Origin of the sequence: Chitinophaga sp. OAE865 (assembly GCF_040546735.1) — a bacterium.
In the GTDB taxonomy this organism is placed as follows: Bacteria; Bacteroidota; Bacteroidia; order Chitinophagales; family Chitinophagaceae; genus Chitinophaga; species Chitinophaga polysaccharea_A.
Genome location: NZ_JBEPOF010000001.1, coordinates 4848643 through 4865228, shown reverse-complemented (window position 1 = coordinate 4865228; position 16586 = coordinate 4848643). Strand labels below are relative to the sequence as shown.

Annotated in this window: 16 protein-coding genes; 5 read left to right on the top strand and 11 right to left on the bottom strand. The window is 49.4% G+C overall.

Features of this window, described 5'->3' with window-relative positions:
• A complete protein-coding gene (locus ABIE50_RS19750) occupies nt 1-639 on the top strand; it encodes a ClpP family protease (protein WP_209857947.1) in 639 nt (212 codons plus the stop codon).
• Here ABIE50_RS19750 and ABIE50_RS19745 read toward each other — a convergent pair.
• Genes ABIE50_RS19745 through ABIE50_RS19735 form a run of 3 tightly spaced genes read right to left on the bottom strand, consistent with a single transcriptional unit; the run spans nt 607 to nt 6327 of the window.
• Nucleotides 607-1992 (bottom strand): TolC family protein, encoded by a 1386-nt coding sequence (locus ABIE50_RS19745; RefSeq protein WP_209857946.1) that lies wholly within the window; start codon nt 1990-1992, stop codon nt 607-609. The genes ABIE50_RS19750 and ABIE50_RS19745 overlap by 33 nt on opposite strands.
• Nucleotides 1993-2028: 36 nt before the next feature.
• Nucleotides 2029-5172, bottom strand: coding sequence for an efflux RND transporter permease subunit (locus tag ABIE50_RS19740; RefSeq protein ID WP_209857945.1), 3144 nt, complete (start codon nt 5170-5172; stop codon nt 2029-2031).
• A gap of 18 nt (nt 5173-5190) precedes the next feature.
• A complete protein-coding gene (locus ABIE50_RS19735) occupies nt 5191-6327 on the bottom strand; it encodes an efflux RND transporter periplasmic adaptor subunit (RefSeq protein WP_354028085.1) in 1137 nt (378 codons plus the stop codon).
• 276 nt (nt 6328-6603) lie between these two features.
• On the opposite strand from ABIE50_RS19735, the gene ABIE50_RS19730 reads away from it, so the two are divergent.
• Nucleotides 6604-7746, top strand: coding sequence for a redoxin domain-containing protein (locus ABIE50_RS19730; RefSeq protein WP_209857943.1), 1143 nt, complete (start codon nt 6604-6606; stop codon nt 7744-7746).
• 86 nt (nt 7747-7832) lie between these two features.
• Here ABIE50_RS19730 and ABIE50_RS19725 read toward each other — a convergent pair whose 3' ends face one another.
• The 4 genes from ABIE50_RS19725 to ABIE50_RS19710 all read right to left on the bottom strand — a co-directional run bounded on the left by ABIE50_RS19725 (nt 7833) and on the right by ABIE50_RS19710 (nt 11218).
• Nucleotides 7833-8252, bottom strand: a complete 420-nt coding sequence (locus ABIE50_RS19725) for a VOC family protein (RefSeq protein WP_209857942.1) — start codon at nt 8250-8252, stop codon at nt 7833-7835.
• A 104-nt stretch (nt 8253-8356) separates the two neighbouring features.
• Nucleotides 8357-9463 (bottom strand): ABC transporter permease, encoded by a 1107-nt coding sequence (locus tag ABIE50_RS19720; RefSeq protein ID WP_209857941.1) that lies wholly within the window; start codon nt 9461-9463, stop codon nt 8357-8359.
• A 10-nt stretch (nt 9464-9473) separates the two neighbouring features.
• Nucleotides 9474-10241 (bottom strand): DUF1295 domain-containing protein, encoded by a 768-nt coding sequence (locus ABIE50_RS19715; RefSeq protein WP_209857940.1) that lies wholly within the window; start codon nt 10239-10241, stop codon nt 9474-9476.
• Entirely contained in the window at nt 10238-11218 is a 981-nt protein-coding gene (locus tag ABIE50_RS19710; RefSeq protein ID WP_209857939.1) for an NAD-dependent epimerase/dehydratase family protein, read from the bottom strand. The genes ABIE50_RS19715 and ABIE50_RS19710 overlap by 4 nt, the downstream gene beginning before the upstream one ends.
• A gap of 123 nt (nt 11219-11341) precedes the next feature.
• Between ABIE50_RS19710 and ABIE50_RS19705 the strand changes: the two genes are divergently transcribed.
• Together ABIE50_RS19705 and ABIE50_RS19700 are read left to right on the top strand one after the other, a co-directional pair.
• Nucleotides 11342-12169: a helix-turn-helix domain-containing protein gene (locus ABIE50_RS19705; protein ID WP_209857938.1), complete on the top strand. Its 828-nt coding sequence runs from the start codon at nt 11342-11344 to the stop codon at nt 12167-12169.
• A gap of 319 nt (nt 12170-12488) precedes the next feature.
• Complete coding sequence (locus ABIE50_RS19700) at nt 12489-13385, top strand: SMP-30/gluconolactonase/LRE family protein (protein WP_209857937.1); 897 nt, start codon at nt 12489-12491, stop codon at nt 13383-13385.
• A 51-nt stretch (nt 13386-13436) separates the two neighbouring features.
• Here the strand turns inward: ABIE50_RS19700 and ABIE50_RS19695 are convergent, their stop codons facing one another.
• Both ABIE50_RS19695 and ABIE50_RS19690 read right to left on the bottom strand, forming a co-directional pair.
• Complete coding sequence (locus ABIE50_RS19695; protein ID WP_209857936.1) at nt 13437-14441, bottom strand: phosphotransferase; 1005 nt, start codon at nt 14439-14441, stop codon at nt 13437-13439.
• Between the two features lie 43 nt (nt 14442-14484).
• Nucleotides 14485-15021 (bottom strand): GNAT family N-acetyltransferase, encoded by a 537-nt coding sequence (locus tag ABIE50_RS19690; RefSeq protein WP_209857935.1) that lies wholly within the window; start codon nt 15019-15021, stop codon nt 14485-14487.
• Nucleotides 15022-15073: 52 nt separating this feature from the next.
• Between ABIE50_RS19690 and ABIE50_RS19685 the strand changes: the two genes are divergently transcribed.
• On the top strand, nt 15074-15739 hold the full coding sequence (locus ABIE50_RS19685) for a YiiX family permuted papain-like enzyme (protein ID WP_354028084.1): 666 nt from the start codon (nt 15074-15076) through the stop codon (nt 15737-15739).
• A 39-nt stretch (nt 15740-15778) separates the two neighbouring features.
• Here ABIE50_RS19685 and ABIE50_RS19680 read toward each other — a convergent pair whose 3' ends face one another.
• Together ABIE50_RS19680 and ABIE50_RS19675 are read right to left on the bottom strand one after the other, a co-directional pair.
• Entirely contained in the window at nt 15779-16222 is a 444-nt protein-coding gene (locus ABIE50_RS19680; protein ID WP_209857934.1) for an SRPBCC family protein, read from the bottom strand.
• A gap of 34 nt (nt 16223-16256) precedes the next feature.
• The gene (locus tag ABIE50_RS19675) at nt 16257-16586 is read right to left on the bottom strand and encodes an ArsR/SmtB family transcription factor (protein WP_209857933.1); all 330 of its coding nucleotides are present in this window, start codon (nt 16584-16586) and stop codon (nt 16257-16259) included.

The following is a 16586-nucleotide window of genomic DNA, read 5'->3' as shown; positions in this document are numbered from 1 at the left end:
ATGGCCTTTCTTGTTCCTACGGTTATCGACGGCGAAAGCCGCGGTGCGTTTGATATATACAGCCTGCTCCTGAAGGAGCGGATTATTTTTCTGGGCACAGCTATCGACGATCAGGTGGCCAATCTCATAGTGGCGCAGCTGTTGTACCTCGACAGTGAAAATCACCGGCCCATCAATATGTATATCAACAGCCCGGGTGGCGTGATTTACGCCGGCATGGCAATTTATGATACCATGAAAATGCTGAAGTCGCCCGTATCTACAACGGCTATGGGCTTCACCGGCAGCATGGGTACTGTTATCCTCACGGCCGGCGCCAGCGGGCAACGTTATGCGCTGCCTAACGCCACTATTCACATGCATCCCGCCAGTGGCGGCGCCAAAGGATATACAGAAGATGTGCGGATCGCTTTTAATGAACAGGGCCGGCTGCAGAACAAGCTTTCCCAGCTGATCGCCTCACAGTCTGGCCGTTCAGTTGAAGAAGTGGCGTATGCATTCAGGAACGATCATTTCATGGATGCAGCCGAAGCCCGCGATTTCGGGCTGGTAGACGAGGTGCTGAACAGTACGGCAGCCATACCTGCCATCGCCTTCCGGCAGGAGTTACTGCCAGCCGCCGCCCAGCGCCCTGTATAGGAACACCACTGCCTGCAATTGCTGCAGGTGATCGTTGATCCTGCTCAGTTGCGCCGATAACAGGTTTTGCTGCGCATTCAATACCTCCGTATAGTTGGCAAATCCATATCTCACCAGTTCCTGTGTATATTCTACCGACAGTTGCAGGTTTTGCAGCTGTAAGCGCCGCGAGTTGCCTTTTTCCACCGCCGTCTGGTAAGAATATAATGCGTTGGATACTTCCTGTCCGGCTGTTAATACCGAAGTACGGAAATCCAGTGCGGCCTGTTCCTGTTGTTCCTTTGCTACTTTCAGGCGTGTTTTATTAATGCCCTGGTTAAAGATAGGCTGTGTTAAACCTGCCATGAGGTTGCTGATCCAGGAGCCGGGCCCGGTGAGAGACAGGTAACTGGCGTAACCTCCCGAGGCTGAAATAGTAAGCGCGGGATAAAAATAAGCGCGGGCTACATTTGTTAATTCGTAGTAATAGCGCAGGTTGTATTCAGCGGCCTGCACATCAGGGCGATTGGCCAGCAATTGCGCCGGCACGCCTGTTTTCAGCAGCATCAGCGGTTGCTGGTCGTCAAGCCCGCTGCGGGCAATAGGCCCGGATGGCTGTCCCAGCAATAGGTTCAGCTGGTTCTCTGTTTCACGGATCGATTGTTTCAGATCAGGAATTGTTACTTCAGCGGCATACCTGCTGGCCTCACTTTGTACTACTGCTGCACCGGTTACCACATCGCCTTTTTTCAGTTCCTTCATTACCTCCACGGTAGCCTGCCAGTTCACCACGGTTTGCTGTGTAATTGTCAGTTGCTGGTCCAGCGCCATAAGGTTGTAGTAGTTAGTGGCAATGCTGGCGATAAGCCCTGTTTGCACTGCCCGGGCATTGGCAGTAGCCTGCAGGAGAGCGGCAAGGCCTGCGCGTTTATTGCTGCGCAGCTTGCCCCATATATCCGCTTCCCAGGTAGCGGCCAGCCCGGCGTTGTATTGTTGGGGTATAACGGTTCTGCCTGTACGTTGTTGATTGGAGGCGCCTGCATAAGCGGCGCTTACATTCCCGCTTACCGCAGGATACAGCGCCTGCCTGCTTTGGGCGTAAGTGGCTTCCGCCTGCCGCATACGCGACCAGGCCACCTGCAGGTCCAAATTGTTACGGATACCGGTAGCGATCAGCTGTTGTAAAAGCGTGTCTGTAAAAATTTCCTTCCAGTGAACCCTGGCGATACTGTTGGTGTCTGTTGTATTCACATCCCGGTACAGGTTATTCTCTGTAATGGCGGGAGGCTGGTAGGGCTTCGTGATACGGCAGGCAGTAATGCATCCTGCCAGGATGAAAGAAAGTAGAATATATATGCTGTTTCGACCGTTCATATTACCTGTTTTGATAACTGCCTGCGGCAGATTTTTTTAAGATACCGGTGATAGATTTTCTTCCTCTTCTTCCTGCTCCGGTGCGCGTTTAACCTTTTCCTGTAAAGTTTGGAAGATGATAAACAAGGTGGGCGTGATGAATACACCGAATACGGTGCCCACAAGCATTCCTCCAACAGCGCCGGTACCTATGGAGCGGTTGCCGTTGGCTCCTGCGCCGGTAGCCAGCATCAGGGGGATCAGCCCGAGGATGAAGGCGAAGGAGGTCATCAGGATAGGCCGTAACCTGGCCTGCGCGCCGCTTACCGCGGCTTCCGCAATGCTCATCCCTGCCCGTCTTCTTTCTGCGGCGTATTCTACTATCAGGATCGCATTTTTAGCGAGCAATCCTATCAGCATGATCAGGGTGATCTGTACATAAATGTTGTTGCTGATACCAAAGATCTGTGCAAAGAGGAAGGCCCCGAAAATACCCACCGGGATGGCCAGCAGGATAGCGAAAGGCAGCAGGTAACTTTCGTACTGGGCGCTGAGCAGCAGGTACACGAAAATGAGGCATAGCAGGAAAATGAAGATCGTTTGGCTGCCGCCTGCCAGCTCTTCACGGCTAAGCCCCGAAAACTCAAAGCCAAAGCCGGTGGGCAATGTTTCTGCGGCCGACTGCTGGATGGCTTTGATGGCTTCCCCTGAGCTGACCCCGGCGTTTGGCGTTCCGTTGATACTGATGGAATTGAACAGGTTAAACCTTGTAATAGCCTGCGGGCCGTAGGTTTGCGACAGGCTTACAAACTCTGTGATGGGTACCATTACGCCTTCGGAAGTGCGCACAAACACGGCATTAAGGCTTTCCTGCGTTACCCTGAACTCAGGTGATGCCTGCACCATTACACGGTATTGCTGTCCAAACTGGTTGAAGTTGGAGGCGTAGATGCCGCCAAAATATCCCTGCATGGCATTGGTGATATCTGTTACATTCAGCCCCGCATCCTTGATCTTCGGCACATTTACATTCATCTGGTATTGGGGGAAGTTCGGGTTAAAAGAGGTGGTGGCAAACTGGATCTCCGGTCTTTCGCCCAGTACGGAGAGGAAGTCTTTGCTTACTTTAAAGAAGTGCGCAATATCGCCGCCGGTTTTATCCTGCAGCTGGAAGGCGAAACCGTTGGAAGCACCGAAACCCTGGATGGTACCTGGCGCAAAGAATTTAATCTCTGCTTCCGTCATATCCGCAGTTTTCTTATTCAGCTCCCTGATGATCTGCTGGATGTCGCGTTTGCGCTGGCTCCAGGGGATCAGCCGCATTACCACCATGGCATAGTTACTGCCGGTGCCGGATAATTGTCCGCGGCCGGTAACCGCCAGTACGTTATTGATTTCGGGTACGGTAGCCGCGATCTTTTCAATTTTACGTGTCACTATATCAGTGCGTTCCAGGGAGGCATCCGGTGGTAAACTGATATTACAGTTAATGGTGCCGAGATCTTCTTCCGGCACGAAAGCGGTGGGCGTTGTTTTGGAGAGAATGAAAAGGCCCGCACAGAAAACGCCCAATACGGTAAGCGGTATCCATTTCCGTTTGCTGAAGAACCGCAGGGAGCTGGTATAACGCCTGGTCATTTTCTCAAAGGCCGCGTTGAATGCCTTATAAAAACGTTGCAGGAAGCCCATTTTCGTATGTTCCTTCCCGTGAGGCCGGAGGAAAATAGCACAAAGTGCGGGGCTTAGTGTAAGTGCGTTGATAGCAGAAAGCACAATGGCAATGGCCAGTGTAAGGCCGAACTGCTTATAGAAAATACCGGAAGAACCGCCTATAAAACTAACCGGGATAAACACTGCCGACATAACCAGGGTAATAGAAACAATAGCGCCGGATATTTCATCCAGTGCATCAATACTTGCCTTGCGGGCCGATTTATAACCGGTATCCAAACGGGCATGTACAGCTTCCACAATTACAATAGCATCATCTACCACTATACCAATGGCAAGGATCAGGGCAAAAAGGGTAAGCAGGTTAATGGTAAAGCCAAACAGCTTAAGGAAAAAGAAAGTGCCTATAATAGCCACCGGAACGGATATGGCGGGTATCAGCGTGGAGCGGAAATCCTGCAGGAAAATAAATACCACCAAAAATACCAGTATGAATGCTTCTACCAGCGTATGCAATACTTTATCGATAGAGGCCGTGAGGAAGTCGTCCACATTTTGCAGTACCACGTATTTCACGCCTTTGGGAAAAGTTTTGGAAGCGTCTTCCATTACCTTCAGCGTTTGCGTGATCACATCGCGGGCGTTGGAACCTGCCACCTGCGCTACGCTCACGGAAACGGCGGGATATCCGTTGGTACGGGTGCTGTTGAAATAGCTAAGGGCGCCCAGCTCTATGCGGGCCACATCCTTCAGGCGCAGCAGGCGGCTGCGCAGGTTGGAGCGCAGTACGATGTTACCAAACTGGGTGGTATCAATGAGGGTGCCGGGATACCTGATCACATACTGAAAGGATTGCCCGCCGCTTTCCCCGAACTGGCCGGGCGCGGCCTGGATATTCTGTTCTGCCAGTGCGGCGGTAATATCGGCCGGCACCAGTCCGTATGAGGCCATCGCCTGGGTGTTGAGCCAGATCCGCATGGAATAGTCCATGTTACCGGAGGCGGAGGCATCGCCCACACCGGGGATACGCTTGATCACCGGTGTGATATTTATATCAGTATAATTTTGCAGGAAGGTTTGATCAAAAGAGGGGTTGGTACTGTAAATGGAAAAGATAAGCAGGTTACTGGTCTGTTTCTTTTGCACGGTAACGCCGGAGCGGGTTACTTCCTGCGGCAGCAGCGGCGTGGCGCGGGCTACGGCGTTTTGTACATTTACCGCGGCCATATTGGGATCGCTGCCTATTTTGAAACTAACGGTAATATTTGCTGATCCGTCGTTACCGGCAGTGGAGGTGATATAATCCATGTTCTCCACACCATTGATCTGCTGTTCCAGCGGTACTACCACGCTTTTCAGCACTACATCGGCATTGGCGCCGCTGTAGGAAGTTTGCACCTGTATGGTGGGAGGAGCTATATCGGGATACTGGGAAATGGGTAGTGATACCAGTCCCAATATACCCAGTGTAACAATAATTATCGACACTACTGTTGACAATACCGGCCGCTCTATAAATCTTTTTAACATGATGTTGTTTTAAATGGATCAGAGACTGTTGTAAACACTGTCGGCGTTCACAGGGCGGGGGTTGATCACCTGGTCTTCCCGCAGGTTACTGATCCCGTCTACTACTATTTTATCGCCCTTTTTCACGCCATGCTGTACTACAAACGACTGCCCGGCGGCGCTGGCATTGGAGCCTATGTCTACTGATCTTACTTTATTATCTGCATCCACTACATACACAAACAGCTTACCCTGGATCTGGAAGGTAGCCTTTTGCGGTACCAGCAGGGCCGTATCTATTGGCTGGGGTATCCTTACAATAGCGCTGCTGCCGCTGCGTACCAGTCCGTCGGGATTGGAGAAGGTGGCCCGCATATTGAGGGCGCCCGTGGAGGGGTTGATCAAACCACTGGCAGTTTCCACGCGGCCCTGCCTGGGCAATACAATGCCGTTGGCCAGCACCAGTGTTACCGGTGGCAGGGTGGCCAGTTTTTCCTGCATGGTGGCTCCTTTGGAAGCCAGGAAGAAATCGAGTCCCTGTCTTTCGTTGATAGAAAAGTAGGCGTAGATCTGCGTAATATTGGAAACGGTGGTGAGTGGGTTAGCAGTGGTGCTGTTCACCAGGCTGCCGATCTTGTATGGCAATATGCCTACTACGCCATCAGCAGGACTGTAAATAGTAGTATAGCTAAGATTGGTTTTGGCATTGTTAAGCGCAGCCTGGGCCTGGGCCAGCGCGGCCTGTTTGGATTGCAGGTTATATGCTGCGGCTTCCAGTTCGTAAGCGCTGATGATATCTTTTTCTACCAGCGGTTTTACTTTGTTGAGCTGCATCTGCGCTGCATTTACATCTGCCACGGCAATTTTGATATTGGCCTGTGCAGTGTTTACGTTTTGCTCATACTGGGGGGCGCTGATCCGGAACAGCAGCTGTCCCTTTTTTACGGTGGCGCCTTCATCAATGTAAATGGCGTCCACATATCCATCTATCTTAGGGCGGATCTCGATGTTCTGGATACCCTGGATAGTAGCGGGATAATCAGCGTTGATGATGGCATTTTTGGGTTGCAGTACAATAACAGGGTAGGGCTTTACGGTGTTTTTTGTACTGCCTTGCTTGTTGTTCCTGCAGGCACAGCATACCAGCAGCAAAAGTGCAATTGTAGATCTGCTCATAGCGTTTTTACGGTTCATTAAATAATACAGACAGCAATCAGGTACTATGAGTAACTATCCGTTTAATTGTATTGTTCAGAAACGGGCGATAATTATCCGGTAGCTGGCTACGGGTTATTGGACGGTAATAATGCTAATTAGTTTATTATGACAATGTTAACTACTGTTAAATCCCATGCAGGCCCGGTGGGCAGCAGAAAAAAAAAGCGGGATAACGCTAAGATCCGGGCGACTTTCTGCTTTATCTGTCATAAACCAACGTTATACAGTTAATTTATGAAGAGAGGGATACTATTGGCAGCGCTTGTGTTGCCGGCTATGGCCTTTGCGCAGCAGGCCTATACATTGAAAGGCAAGGTAGGGCAAACTGCTCCGGGCGCCAAAGCCTATCTTGACCGCCGGGTGAATGGGGAAACCTTCCTCGATTCTGCCGTGATTAAAGATGGCAGTTTCGAATTCAAAGGCACATTGAAATCCCCATACCTGGTAATGCTTACGGTAGACCATAACGGCACCGGGCTTGCCGGTCATGGGATGGATATGGACCGGCGCCTGTTGTACCTGGACAATGCCAAGTTTACAGTAGCCAGCAATGGCAATATCAGTGATGCGGTGATCACCGGGTCGCCGGTAAACAAGGAATTTGACCGGTACAAACTGTTTATTTCGGCGTACGATTCAGCGATGGCGGGCATCAACAAAGATTATGGCAGCGCTACGGATGCGCAGCGGAGCGATACAGCCTTTACCAACCAGCTGAATACCCGTTTTCATGCAGCTATTGATGAAAAGAAAGCGCTGCAGCGTAGGTTTATCAGTGAAAACCCTAACTCTTTTTTCAGTATTGTAGCCCTGAAAGAGCTGGCAGTGATGAATAATATGAACCTGAAAGAGCTTACTCCAATGTATAACAGCCTTACAGCGGCGTTGAAGAAAAGCCCTGCCGGACAAGAGTTTTACCAGTCGATGGAAACAGAAAAGGCATTAGGCATCGGGGCTCCCGCGCCGGATTTTACACAAAACGACATCAACGATAAGCCGGTGAAATTGTCGGATTTCAGGGGCAAGTATGTATTGCTGGATTTCTGGGCTTCCTGGTGTGGCCCCTGCCGCGCAGAGAACCCCAATGTAGTGGCGGCTTACAGGAAGTTTCATGATAAGAACTTCATGGTGTTAAGCGTATCGCTGGATCAGCCCGGGAAAAAAGCGGCCTGGCTGGGCGCTATTGAAAAAGACGGGTTGCAGGATTTTGTGCATGTATCTGATCTTAAATACTGGGACAATGCCGTGGCGCGCAGGTATGGCGTGCGTGGCGTGCCTACCAATTACCTGATTTCGCCGGATGGAAAAATTATTGCCAAGAACCTGAGAGGGGAGCAACTGGATAAACAACTCACCACTTTAATAACCAATCCATAAAAGTGAATGCCGCCCCTTAACTGTCACACTAAATAAAAACAGCCGGTTCAGTAGAGTGAACCGGCTGCCTGTTTCTTCAGGAGTTATCAGCCTTGCTGACCGTAGTCGTAGTTGATCAGCCAGGTTACGCCGTACTGATCGGTTAACATACCGAAGTAAGCATTCCAGGGCGCCTTGTTCATGGGCATGGTAGGCTGGCCGTTCTTTGAAAGACCATTGAACAGTTTATCGGCTTCGGCTTCACTTTCTGCAGCTATGGCAACATTGAAAAGATTGCCTGCTGTGCCGGGACCATAATAAGCCGGGCGGTCGCTGCCAAAAAGAAAGGAGCCATTGGCCAGTGGTAAAGCCACATGCATCACTTTATTTTCTTCTCCTTCCGTGCAATGTTCCATATCGCCAAAACGCGAAAATGTCTGGAATTCTTTTCCAAAAACAGATTTGTAAAAGTTGAAGGCTTCTTCACAGTTGCCGTTGAAATTCAGGTAAGGATTCACTGCTGCCATGATGTTATTTTTTTATGTTTATGAAGATGATGTAAAGTTAAATTACTTCCCGGAGGGAAAAGGTGGCCGTATAAGACAACAAAAGGGGCAGGCGCGACAACCTGCTATTCCCATTTGAATGACCTGATGGATAGTGCGGCGATCAGCGCTCCCCATACAATCAGCCCTCCCAGTTGCCAGGGGATCTGCCAGATGTGTAAACCCTCGAACGCAATTTTCCGTAGCCCGTCTACAAAAAAGGTAAGCGGCAGCAGCTCGCAAAAACTGCGTAACCATACCGGGTAATTATCTATAGGAAAAAATAAACCGCAAAGCAATATCTGGGGCACAGTAAGCGTGTTGGCCACCGGTGCAATAGAGCTTTCATTGCGGATCACACCGCTGATGATAAAACCGATGCCCATAAAAATAACCAGCCCGAATACAGACAGTAAAAGCATTTCCATAAAAGTGAGCAGCCCGTTCACCAGTGTAAAACTGAAGGCAAAATATCCAAGCGCGGTGATGATCATAAAGCAGATCACCTGGAATAATAAACGGCTGATCAGTTCGCCGGACAATATCGCCGCACGGCTCACCGGGGTTACGTATATGCGTTTGAGTACGAGGGTATGCCGCAGGTTAAAAAGGAGGAAGGCGGAGCTGAATACGCCTGCCATGAGCAGGGAAAATGCCAGCTGCCCCGGCAGAATAAAATCTATCTGGCGGTATACCCTGCCGGGAATTGTTATTTCGCGGATCGCAGCAGGAGCGGGCTGGCCGGGCAGTATGCGCTGGTTTACCTGTACAGCGGCAGCCTGCAACGCTGCACGCACCAGGGGCATTTTATCCGCTACTGCGCTGCTGCCCAGAAGATCTGTCCGGAATTGGGGTATGCCGTTAACCATTGCGGGCGGGTGAAGATAAAGTATACCCGCAATCCTTCCTTTTTTCAGATCAGACAGCATAGCGGCTGAATCGCTGCCATAGGCCAGGTCGAAAATGGAAATGGATTTAATGGCGGCATACATGGGGCTGGTGCTATCGCTCCGCGGCGATAACCGGATCTTCAGCTTTACCGCGGTGCTGTCGACCATAGCGCCAAACACCGTCACGAATATCACCGGGAACAGCAGGGCAAAAACAACAGAGGTAGGGCTGCGCAAAGTAGCAATAAGGCTTGCTTTTGCCATTACCAATGCTGCTTTGAACTGACTGTACTTTTTTGCCATATGCCGTAGGTTACCAGGTGAAAGGGAGTAATACTTTTCTGCTGGCCGGGTATTCAGGGAACTGTTGCTGGTACCAGCGGTGGTTGGCCATTGCACGGGGCACCAGGTTAGCGCAGGTCCAGATAAAGAAGGCCAGCGCCGGGAGGCTCCAGGTAAGCAACGCGTAACCGCCCCATTCCATTATTTCTCCTGTAAGGTTGGGAGAGGAGAGATATTTGAAAAGCCCTTTTTGCGGGATCTTATAACCGGTTTCATGTTTTTTTCTCAGTTGTATCAGGTGATAGTCTGATTGCAGGTTGATGTACATACCTGTTGCGAAAAGTAACAGTCCTGCTATAAACGCCGGCGAAAAGAACCAGCTATCCGGGTAATGTGCAAATGCAGCGAACCAGATGCCCAGCAGCGAGCCATTCACGGTATTGAACAGCATCGCCGACAGCATGATCACTACCGGCATTTTTTTTCCTTTGGTACGTATCATGAACGGGTATACGAAACTGCGGTGTATATAGTGCAGGAGGAAAAGGCCAGCCATAACGCCGGCGGGGGAACGCCATTGAAAAGTGCGCAGCGGCAGCCAAACCAGGAATGTGATGAGCACCGTGGTTTCCATCAGCAGCCAGCCGGTTTTGTTGGAGATCATGGGCCCCCAGTTGTTGCTGCTGTACCGCCCGTAAGGCGCTTCGCGGCGTAACAGGTAGATACCGGCGCCAATCCCCGTGGCTATCCAGCAGCAGATAAAAACAACATAACTGCGTAGTGGTAAATAGTCAATCATTTGATAGTGCCTGTTTGTTTGAACCAATCAATAGTATCCCGTAGGGTTTCTGTAAAAGGCCGTGGCTGGAAACCCAATTCCGTAGCCGCCTTTGAATGATCAATTTTTTTATTGCTGTAAACCAGGTTGTACACCGACTGCCGCGTGTAAAAAGGTGGTCCGCCGCTGATAACCGCCAGCATCCTTACCAATGACAGCATACTGAATACAAGCCACAAAGGCAGCACCGGCAGGGATAGCGGGCTTCCTTTTATCCGGCGGATTTCACGGTGCAGGGTTACCAGGGAGATCCATTCTCCGCTTAAAAGATAAGCTGTGCCCGGTGTTCCGTTGGTTAAAGCGCTGATGATGGCCCCGGCCACATCCCTTACATCCGTAAAATCAACACCACCCGGAAAGAGGGCGGGTATTCTGCCTTTGTACATATTGATCACCGCTTTACCTATCAGCGACGGCTGCCGGTCGAACGGCCCCATGACCGCCGTGGGCGCCAGCACTATCACTTCCATACCGTTGCCATTACAGGATAGTGCAATGGCCTGCGATACCGCTTTGGAGTAGTCGTAACCATATCGCGTGGTGGTTGCCGGGCCGCGGTTTTCATCCATCCGTTCATTGTAGGGAGCCTGGTTATAGGCGGTAACAGAACTGAGGTGGATAAACCTTTTAACGCCAGCCTGTTGCGACGCCTCCGCCAGGAGCCGGGTTCCGCCGGTGTTGGTATCAAAAAGGGTTTTATCGGGCCGGTCATCTACCGAAATCACAGCTGCCAGGTGTATCACGGCATCAGCGCCGGCTACCAGCCTGTTGATGGATGCATCGTTCAGCAGGTGGCCCTGTACAAAAGTAATGCGCTCCGGAGCGGTTTCAGGCGGCGATTTACGGGTAAGCAACCGCAGGGTATGGCCTTCAGACAGCAACAGTGGAACCAGCACACTGCCTATGTAACCCGAGGCGCCCGTTATCGCAATTTTCATGTTTAATATAAAATTACCCCGTAAAAGATAACGCTTCCCGGTAGCATTGGTTGACTTTTTTATTAATTACCTATCTTTGGCAGGAAGAAGGCAGTACTGAGCACCTATAGCCGCAATACATCCATGAAATCAGAAATTTATAAGCCGCATCCTGCGTTGCAGGATCTGGTGAACTGCATTAGTATTTACGAAGTTGACTTTACCAAAACCCAGGGATTGTCAAACATCTATCGTTTTGTGCCCGCCTATCAGCGATACATTATTTTTTACCTGGAAGATCCCATTAAAGTATTAAAGCCCGGCAACGGCGATTTTATTACCAAATCGGTTTGCGTAACCATTGGTCCGCAGGACCAGGCCGTGACCCTGGATATGGGCCGCCGGCACCTGGCGCTGTGCATCGCCTTTCAGCCCAGTGGCTTGCACCGGTTGCTGAGGATCCCTATGTCTGAAATATATGAGCAGGATTTTGATACCCGGTTATTGCTGGGGAATGAGATCGATGAAATTACCGAGCGACTGAAAGGTGCAGATAACTGGGCGCACATGGTAAGTATTATTGAGTTTTACCTGCTGAAGAAAGTGTCGCTGCTGAAGCCGGTATTGCCGGTAGATAAGGCGATGGCGGCGCTGGTAAGCACGGGTGGCAATATTACCATGGAAGAACTGGCCTCCCTGGCCTGCCTGAGCCTGCGGCAGTTTGAACGTAAATGTACCGAACGGCTGGGAATGCCCCCCAAACAATATGCGCGGCTCATCCGCTTTTGTAAAGCTTACCAGCTGAAAGAACTGTTCCCCCGGAAAACCTGGACAGAGATTGCCTATAACAGTGGCTACTATGATCAGATGCATTTTATCCGCGACTTCAAGAAATTTGCCGGGATAACCCCTTCCTTTATCCACGAAGATGAGCTCCGGAATACCATCCGCCTGCATAAAATAATGGTATAAATACCAAAGATGTCGTTTTTGTACTATGATGAGTCTGTTAATCAGGATAATTTTGCTCTTGTGATTTCATCCATAACATATAACGTCCCAACAGATTAGGAACGCCATTCTAAAATCGGGGGAAATGTCATCCAGCGTTGGTTACCCCAAAAAATTTTATATCATGTTTTAACCTGCAGGCTGGCTATTTATATAGCCGGCGCAATATTGCCGCCTGCTGCTTTTATTCCTCCTTATCATTCTTATCAGCCATCTTCCGATATTTTTAGAAAAAATTCTCCGCAGGATTGATTACAATTGCAGAAACTGACGGAACGATATGCAATTGAAATTTTATTCCACGTTACTATTAGGCGCCTTAAGCACCGGTGTTACCGCACAGGATACCATTCCACCCACAGTAGCTGAAAATGCCCGTCTGGAGCTGATTTCAAAACAATTTGATTTTACCGAGGGGCCTGCGGCCGATAAAAAAGGGAATATCTATTTTACAGATCAGCCCAATAATAAGATCTGGAAATTTGATACAAAGGGGAAGCTGTCTGTTTTTACAGATAAGGCTGGCCGGGCCAACGGGATGTATTTCGATAGTAAAGGCAACCTGGTAGTGTGCGCAGATGAGAAATACGAGTTGTGGTCTATCTCTCCCAAAGGAAAAATTAAAGTACTCCTGAATAATTTCGGGGGGCATCAGTTCAACGGCCCCAATGATGTATGGATAGCGCCCGGCGGTGGTATGTACTTCACTGACCCTTATTACCAGCGCGATTACTGGGAACGCAAACAACCCGATCTGAAAGAAGAAAATGTATACTACCTGGCTCCCGGCGCCAAAGAGGCGGTAGTGGCTGCAGCAGATATAAAAAAGCCAAACGGTATTATCGGCACCCGCGACGGGAAGCTGGTGTATGTAGCAGATATTGCCGCCGGTAAAATATACCGCTACAATGTGCATGCGAATGGCAGCCTGGGCGACCGTTATCTTATGGCGGAAAAAACAACCGATGGTCTTGCGCTCGACGAGCAGGGTAATCTTTATCTCTGTGGAAATGGCATCACTGTTATTAATAAAGACGGCCGGAAGATAGGCCAGATCGCTGTTCCTGAAGGATGGACTGCCAATGCCTGCTTTGGCGGGAAAAACAATGATCTTCTTTTCATCACTGCGGGTAAGGGCATTTATACGTTGCAGATGAAGGTAAAAGGCGGCGAGTAAAAGATGACTGGCATAAAAATGCCTCCGCTGGTTTTTCCCGGTGGAGGCATATTATGGATTTACCGCTGATGCTTCCGTGAGATAGAGGTCGTAATACCGTTTCACCAACAGGTTGATAAATCTTTTAAGATAACTTTCATTTAAAAAAGAGTTAGACCAGTTATAGAAGCGGTCGCATTGAACACCCAGGTAAAAGAAATACATGCATACTCCCAGGGCAGGCAGCAATCTTTTCTCTTCTGCCGTGAGCGGCATTACGGAGTTATAGCCTTCCAGGAAGCGGTTTGTTTTCGCCTGGCATTCAGGCATATCACGGATAACGCTGTGCAGCTGAAGAATATAGTAAGCTACATCCAGGCATTGCCAGCCATTACCGCAGAAATCGAAGTCAAAGAGTGTAATTTCCTGGTCGGCACGAATGTTCATGTTATCGAACCATATATCCATATGTACCACCCCTTGCGGGAGTGCAGGGAGATCGGCGTCCTGCAGGATTTGTAAAAGATGCGCCTGTGCTGCTGTCATGAAAGCCATTTCCGGGGAATCTGCGGGCAGGAATTTTTTGATAGATACCAGCGGGTCTTCCAGTAGATTTTTGGCGGTATAGGTAACCCGGTTCAGGGGCAGCGAGCGGGTGAGCTGGTGCATACGGGCCATGATCACACCGGCTTTTGCATGCAGTTCTTCGTCATAATGCAATAGCTTTTCCCCTTCCGCAAAAGTGAACAATACCCCATACCGTTCACCTTCCGGCGCGTTCAGGGTTTGTATAAAGTTGCCTTGTTTATCGGCCAGCGGCCATGACACCGGGATGTTGTTCTCTTTCAGTAACAACAGTAACCTGAGCTCTTCGGAAATTTCGGAAATGGCGCGCCAGTGCAGGCTATACACGCGGAACATGTATTTCCCGGAGGAAGCATTCACCTGGTAGGTATCATTGATGCCCGATTTGACCAGGTGGCAACCGGCGCCGTCTGCCTCATTATATTGCGATTGCAGGAACAGCGCCAGGTGCGGCGCGGAAAGGTGTGAACTGGATACCGGGAAATGATTCATAGCAGCGCTATTTAAAAAGGGGCGCTAAGGTAATGAAATAAATTTATTGCAGCTTATGCAACGGCAGGTTTAGCCGCATTACAAGATCTGTTTGCTTTTCACTGCCCAGCTGAAATGCGTGGGTGGCAAACTCCTCAAAACCATTCTTCCTGTAAAAGCCGATCGCTTTGGTGTTGTGTTCCCATACGCCCAGCCACAGGAAAGGTGCACGGGCTTCCATAGCGAGGGTTACTGCATGATTGAACAGCTGCTGCCCGATCTTTTTACCCTGGTGTGATTGCAGTACGTATATGCGTTCCAGTTCTATTGCCCGGCTGTTGTACATTTCTGTTTGCGCGCCCCGGTAATTTATTTTCATATAACCTAAGGGCTGATTCTTCTGCATGGCAAAATAGAACTCACAATCCTGGTCGCTCAGCTGGGCAGATAATCTGGCAATACTGAAATTCTCCTGCATGTATTGTTTCATATTTTCCGGGGTATTGACGGCCGCATAGCTTTCCTGGAAGGTTTCACGGGCTATTTGCTGCAACAGTTCCGCTTCAGCCGTTATGGCCGGCACGATAAGTATCTCGTTCATTTTTTATGGCTTATTTGATTATTGAATCTATCTTTAAATTAAATCCGGGTTTATGTCAGGCTTCAGAAAAATAATGCTAACAGTACTAACGCTTCTTATATTAACAGGCACCCTGCTGGCCGGGCGTTATATTTTCACGGGCAAACATCTTTCCAAAAAATCCATAGCAGCTGTTCCTGCTGTGCAGGAAGGCGATATTATATTCCAGGTATCCCAATCGGACCTGAGCACTGCTATCCAGCTGGCTACGCATTCCAAATATAGTCATTGTGGAATAATTTTTAAGAGAGATGATCAATGGTATGTGTATGAAGCTTTACAACCAGTAAGATATACCCCCCTGATGCAATGGATTAACAGGGGAAAGGAGCAGCATTTTGTAATAAAAAGGCTGAAAAATGCGGGAACGGTGTTAACGCCGGAAGTGATCAGTAAAATGAAAACGGCAGGGGAGCGGTTCAACGGGAGGGACTACGATTTTTATTTCGGCTGGTCTGATGAGCGGATCTATTGCTCTGAGCTGGTATGGAAAATTTATAATGAAGTTACCGGTCTTGAAATAGGGAAGTTGCAGCAGCTGAAAGATTTTGACCTGGAAAGCCCTGCGGTGAAGCAGCAAATGAAGGAGATCTATGGTAACAGCATCCCGTTAACGGAGAAAATTATTTCACCGGTGAGCATGTTTGAATCGCCCTTGCTTACTGCGGTGGCGGAATAAAAATGCATGGCAGATGATAGTTCTGCCATGCGTTTTTATTTAACCGGCTACTTTTTCTTTTGCCAGGAATCCCGGTAAAGAAGTACCGAGAATATAAGTCCATCCTTCGTTGAAGTTGCTGACGTCGAAGGCAGGATCTTTGGCTTCCGCAAAGGTATGAATGCCGGTGTGCGTGAGCTTCAGTTTTGTTTTATCTCCTTCCGGAAACAGCTCCCAGGTTACTTCTGAGTCGCCCGGTTCGTTTTGATATTTCCAGGTATAGCTCAGCTTTTTGCCTGTTATTACCTCTGTGATTTTGCAGAGATGAATGTATTGTTTGTTATCCTTTTCTACCGTAAAGCTGAACTCAAACCCTTTCTGCGGTTTAAATTCTTTGAGATCAAAATACCAGTGCTTCATTTTGTTTTTGTCTGTGATAGCTTCCCATACAGCACTTACCGGTGCATCCAGGGTGCGTTCAAATACCAGTGGCTTGTTACTCATGGTGATTTTTTTTATTGATGAACGATTAGCGTGACTACTGTTTTTTCCTGCGGGGCTTCGGGGTTTTACCAAGATAGTTTTCCAGTGCGTCCAGTTTTTGTGTCCAGAACTGCTGGTACTGTATGGTCCAGTCGGCCACCGCTTTCAGCCTGCTGAGATCGGCGCTGCATACGCGCTCGCGGCCATCCTGCCGTATGGTGACCAGCCCGCATTCCGTAAGGATGCGGATATGTTTGGACACTGCCGGGCGGCTGATATCAAAATTGTCTGCAATAGCGTTGAGGTTCAGCGAGCTGCCGGCCAGTAACCCGATGATCTGTCGCCGGGTAGGATCCGCTATTGCCTGAAATACATCTCTTCTCAC

Coding starts and splice junctions, on each gene's coding strand:
- ABIE50_RS19750 (WP_209857947.1), top strand. CDS start 1: ATGGCCTTTCTTGTTCCTACGGTTATCGACGGCGAAAGCCGCGGTGCG.
- ABIE50_RS19745 (WP_209857946.1), bottom strand. CDS start 1,992: ATGAACGGTCGAAACAGCATATATATTCTACTTTCTTTCATCCTGGCA.
- ABIE50_RS19740 (WP_209857945.1), bottom strand. CDS start 5,172: ATGTTAAAAAGATTTATAGAGCGGCCGGTATTGTCAACAGTAGTGTCG.
- ABIE50_RS19735 (WP_354028085.1), bottom strand. CDS start 6,327: ATGAGCAGATCTACAATTGCACTTTTGCTGCTGGTATGCTGTGCCTGC.
- ABIE50_RS19730 (WP_209857943.1), top strand. CDS start 6,604: ATGAAGAGAGGGATACTATTGGCAGCGCTTGTGTTGCCGGCTATGGCC.
- ABIE50_RS19725 (WP_209857942.1), bottom strand. CDS start 8,252: ATGGCAGCAGTGAATCCTTACCTGAATTTCAACGGCAACTGTGAAGAA.
- ABIE50_RS19720 (WP_209857941.1), bottom strand. CDS start 9,463: ATGGCAAAAAAGTACAGTCAGTTCAAAGCAGCATTGGTAATGGCAAAA.
- ABIE50_RS19715 (WP_209857940.1), bottom strand. CDS start 10,241: ATGATTGACTATTTACCACTACGCAGTTATGTTGTTTTTATCTGCTGC.
- ABIE50_RS19710 (WP_209857939.1), bottom strand. CDS start 11,218: ATGAAAATTGCGATAACGGGCGCCTCGGGTTACATAGGCAGTGTGCTG.
- ABIE50_RS19705 (WP_209857938.1), top strand. CDS start 11,342: ATGAAATCAGAAATTTATAAGCCGCATCCTGCGTTGCAGGATCTGGTG.
- ABIE50_RS19700 (WP_209857937.1), top strand. CDS start 12,489: ATGCAATTGAAATTTTATTCCACGTTACTATTAGGCGCCTTAAGCACC.
- ABIE50_RS19695 (WP_209857936.1), bottom strand. CDS start 14,441: ATGAATCATTTCCCGGTATCCAGTTCACACCTTTCCGCGCCGCACCTG.
- ABIE50_RS19690 (WP_209857935.1), bottom strand. CDS start 15,021: ATGAACGAGATACTTATCGTGCCGGCCATAACGGCTGAAGCGGAACTG.
- ABIE50_RS19685 (WP_354028084.1), top strand. CDS start 15,074: ATGTCAGGCTTCAGAAAAATAATGCTAACAGTACTAACGCTTCTTATA.
- ABIE50_RS19680 (WP_209857934.1), bottom strand. CDS start 16,222: ATGAGTAACAAGCCACTGGTATTTGAACGCACCCTGGATGCACCGGTA.